Here is a 4,096-nt window from a genome sequence, read left to right as displayed (position 1 = left end):
CCCCGGCACCCCGATTCCCCTCCGCCGGCCCGCTCCGGTTCCGCTTCCCCTCCCGGGACCGCGGCGGACGGGCGCCCGTCCGCCGCGCTCAGGCGGTGCGGCGCACCGCCGCCCGCAGGGCGAGGACGGCGACCGGCAGCAGCAGGGCGGCGGCCACGGCGTTGAGCGTTCCGTACCCGGCGGAGGAGACGATCGGTCCGGCCACGGCCCCGCCGAGGGCGGCGCACCCGTTCATCGTCAGGTCGGACAGTCCCTGCGCGGCCGGTCGCGTGTGGATCGGCACGGCGTCGGTCACCAGGGCCGAGCCCGCGACCAGCCCGGCGGACCACCCCAACCCCAGCAGGAAGAGGGCGACCGCCGACTGGGTGTGCCGTCCGTCGGCGGTGCCCGCCAGGGCCGCCGCGACCGCGACCGTCCCCAGCGAGCCCATGAGCAGGGGAAGACCACCCCATCGGTCGGCCAGTCGGCCCATCACCGGGGAGAAGGCGTACATCCCGGCGATGTGACCGCTGATGACCAGGCCGATCAGTTCGATCCCGGCGCCGTGGTGGGCGAGGTCGACGGGGGTCATCACCATGATCGTGATCATCGCGGTGTGCACGACGGCGACCCCGGCCAGGGCCGTGCGGGCGGTGGGGGAGGAGATGACGGCGTCCCAGCCGCGGCGCAGGGCCCGCTCCCCGGTGACCGGAGTCGACTTCCCCGTCCGGGGCGGGACCCCGGGCTCCGTTCCGGCGCCCGCCGTTTCCCCCGCGTCGAGGGAACGGGCGGTGAGCAGCGGGTCGGGACGCAGCAGCAGGTGGGTCGTGGCGGCGGCCAGCAGGAAGATGCCGCTCGCCCACACGAACGGGCCCGCGGTCTCCGGTATCCGGCCGTCGATGGCGCCGATCGAGCGGCCTGCGGGGCCCGCCAGGTTGGGCCCCAGGACGGCTCCCAGCGTCCCCGCCCACATCACGGTCGCGATGGCCCGCCCCCGTCGGGCCGCCGGGGCCAGGTCGGCGGCGGCGAAGCGGGCCTGGAGATTGGCGGAGGAACCGGCGCCGAAGAGCAACATTCCCGCCAGCAGGGGGACGAACCAACCCCGGGTCGCGGAGACCACCACGATCAGTCCCCCGACCGCGCCGATCAGATAACCGCAGGTGAGGCCGGGGCGACGGCCGTGCCGTGCCATGAGGGCGGCGAGGGGCAGCGAGAGCACGGCGGTGCCGGTGACCGAGGCGGTGACGGCCAGGCCGGCGGCCCCCGCGGATCCGCTGACCTCGGCCGCCAGGAGAGCGGCGAGCGCCACCCCGATGGCCACCCCGAAGCCACCGAGGATCTGCCCGACGACCAGGACGGCGGTGGTGCGGCGGCGCAGGGGGGCCATCGGATCCCGGGCCGGGGGCGGTGCCGGTGGGGCGGGCGCCGGCGGGGGCATCGGTGTCCCCGGCGATCCGGCGGTCGCCGGGCGGCCGGACGCGGTGCCGAGGGACTCCCCGGCGGCGGGATCGGACGAACGTGCGGCGGAATCTGTCACGCCGGGAGTCTGCCGGCCCGGGGCGTCCTCCCGGGTCCTTGGTCCCGGGGGAAAGGCGAAAAGGTCCCTTCCGGAAAAGCCGTCGAACCGGAATCCGGTGACCTGCGCCACACCTTTTCCCATGACCCCTATATCGGATAGTAGGAAATGGTGATTCCGGGGCGGGACCTTGGTCCGTCCGATTCGGGATGTTGGTCCGCGGGACCCGGGACCGCCGTACCCGGGGAGATCGACGGACCCCTTCCGAGCAGTGGCTTCGCCTCGCGTGCCGGGGCCGTCGAGGGGGTCCCCGCCGTCCGGGGCATCGATCGAGCCAATCGGACTTCAGGGACGATTTACCCCTCTTGTGCTCACTATCGGGCGTAGCAGTTCAATGGGGTCGATCATTCTTGAAATGCGGCGAGTCGGTGGTTACTACTTGATTTCGTCCTCGCCGGGATCCCCGGCGGGCTCGAAACGGACTTCCCGCCTCCACCGGAGGCGCCCCGCAACCCGAGAGGTAACCACCCGCATGCCCAGCACCACCGCGATCCGCGCCCCGCGTCTCCGCACCCGCGCCGCCCTGCTGGCCGCCGGAGTCGGATTCTCCGCCGTCCTCGCCAGTGGCGGCGGCGTCGCGGTCGCGGCCGGCCCCACCGGCGGTGACCTGTTCGCCGCCGGTACCCCCGACACCCTCGCCCGCTACACCCTCGGCCTGGCCGAGGTCCACCAGAAGGCGGCGGAGGCCGAGGCCAGGGCCGCCGCGGAGGCGAAGAAGGCGGCCGAGGCGAAGGCGGCGGCCGAGGCGAAGAAGGCCGCGGAGGCCGCGGAGGCGAAGAAGGCCGCTCAGGCCGAGGCGAAGAAGGCCGCGGAGGCCCGGACCGCGTCCTGGGTCGCCCCCATCTCCGGCGGGTACACCATCTCCGCGGTCTACGGGAACAGCGGCGATCGCTGGGCCGCCGGTCACAGCGGTCAGGACTTCGCCGTGCCGACCGGCACCCCCGTCCGCTCCGTGCACGGCGGCACCGTGGTGAAGGCCGGTGGCAACGGCGCCGGGGACGGTCCCGCCTACGGCAACGCCGTCGTGGTCAAGCACGACGACGGCAGCTACGCGCAGTACGCCCACCTGTCGCAGGTCCAGGTCTCGCCCGGCCAGCGGGTGGAGACCGGCGCGCAGATCGCCCTGTCCGGCAACACCGGCAACAGCAGCGGGCCGCACCTGCACTTCGAGATCCGCACCACCCCGAACTACGGCTCCGCGGTCGACCCCGCCTCCTACCTGCGGGGCAAGGGCGTCAACCTCTGACGCGGGGAGTCGGCGGCCACCCGGGGGAGCCCCCTCCGGACGGCTCCCGCCGACGACACGCGCTCTCTCCGCGCGCCCCCGTCCCCCGCACGCCCCGGTAACGCGCTGCCGCGCCCCCGGCCACCACGGCCGGGGGCGCGGCAGTGCCCCGGGACGGGGGCCGGGTCACCGAGCGGCGGGGGAGCGTCCCGCCCGGGGAAGCCGGGCCCGGGACAGGGGATCGACCCCCGGGGCCCCGTTCCCCTCCGGGGACCCGGCCGGCGCGGGAACACCCCGGTCGGCCCCGCGCAACGCGTCCCGGATCTCCCCCGGACGGTTGGTGATGATGCCGTCCACCCCCATCCCGGCCAGGCGCACCGCCGTGGGGCCGTCGTCCACCGTCCAGGTGAAGACCTCCATCCGGCGCCCGTGCGGTCCCCGCAGTTCCCGGACGGCGGCGACCCGGTCGGCGGTCAGGTCGGTGTACCGGGAGTTGATCTGATGGGTGAAGGCGGCGTGGTCGGCGAGCTCCCCGGGTTCCGGGGATCCGAGGAAACCGGTCTTCACCTGGGGGGCCATTCGGTGCACGGCGCGCACCGACTCCGCGTCGAAGCTCTGCAGGATCAGGGAGTCGTACAGGCGCATCGGGCCGAGCCACCCCTCCCGTGCCAGCTCCCGCAGGATCTCCCGCTCGATCCCCGGGTAACGGGAGGGAGCCTTGATCTCCAACAGCAGCCGCTGTCCGTGGTGGTCCAGCCGGCGCAGCAGCTCCCGCAGGGTCGGGACCCGCTCCCCGGCGAACTCCGGTGAGAACCAGGAACCGGCGTCCAACCGCCGCACCTCGGCCAGGTCCATGTCCCCGACGTACCACGGCGCCCGGTCGGGGAAGCGCTCGGCGACATCGGTGGTCCGCCGGAGGGTGGTGTCGTGGAGGAGGACCAGCTCCCCGTCCCGGGTGCGTTGCACGTCCACCTCCACCCAGGAGATTCCCTGTTCGGCGGCCGCGTCCACGGCCGCCAGGGTGTTCTCCGGCGCATGTCCCGAGGCGCCCCGATGGGCGACCACCACCGGGGTGCCGACGGCCGCGGGCGGCAGGGGGAGGGCGGAGGCGGTCGCCGCCCCGGAACCCGGACCGACCCACGGGCCGATGGGGACCAGGAGGGTGAGTCCCAGGGTGATCAGGCCCGTGCGGAGCCGGCGGCGGGGACGCCGGCGCGCGCCGGTCGGGGAAGCGTTCCGGTCGTGTGGGACGGGTCCGACGGGGCCGACGGGGCGGTGCGACGTCACGAGACCTCCTCGTGTGGGGGGATCGGGTG

3 protein-coding genes are annotated in these 4,096 nt (G+C 74.7%); 1 reads left to right on the top strand and 2 read right to left on the bottom strand.

The window, feature by feature from the left end:
- Window positions 1–88: 88 nt before the first annotated feature.
- Window positions 89–1,366 carry an MFS transporter gene (locus FOE67_RS18695; RefSeq protein WP_228474031.1) on the bottom strand — a complete coding sequence of 426 codons (1,278 nt, stop codon included), beginning with the start codon at window positions 1,364–1,366 and terminating at the stop codon, window positions 89–91.
- A gap of 661 nt (window positions 1,367–2,027) precedes the next feature.
- Between FOE67_RS18695 and FOE67_RS18690 the strand changes: the two genes are divergently transcribed.
- Window positions 2,028–2,801: a M23 family metallopeptidase gene (locus FOE67_RS18690; protein ID WP_182665796.1), complete on the top strand. Its 774-nt coding sequence runs from the start codon at window positions 2,028–2,030 to the stop codon at window positions 2,799–2,801.
- A 165-nt stretch (window positions 2,802–2,966) separates the two neighbouring features.
- Here FOE67_RS18690 and FOE67_RS18685 read toward each other — a convergent pair whose 3' ends face one another.
- Window positions 2,967–3,953 carry a glycerophosphodiester phosphodiesterase gene (locus FOE67_RS18685; protein WP_182665798.1) on the bottom strand — a complete coding sequence of 329 codons (987 nt, stop codon included), beginning with the start codon at window positions 3,951–3,953 and terminating at the stop codon, window positions 2,967–2,969.
- Between the last annotated feature and the right edge of the window lie 143 nt (window positions 3,954–4,096).

The organism is Streptomyces calidiresistens, from assembly GCF_014141525.1.
Classification (GTDB): Bacteria; Actinomycetota; Actinomycetes; order Streptomycetales; family Streptomycetaceae; genus Streptomyces; species Streptomyces calidiresistens.
Note: the sequence above shows the minus strand (reverse complement) of the source record. Positions and strands in the feature narration are given on the sequence as shown.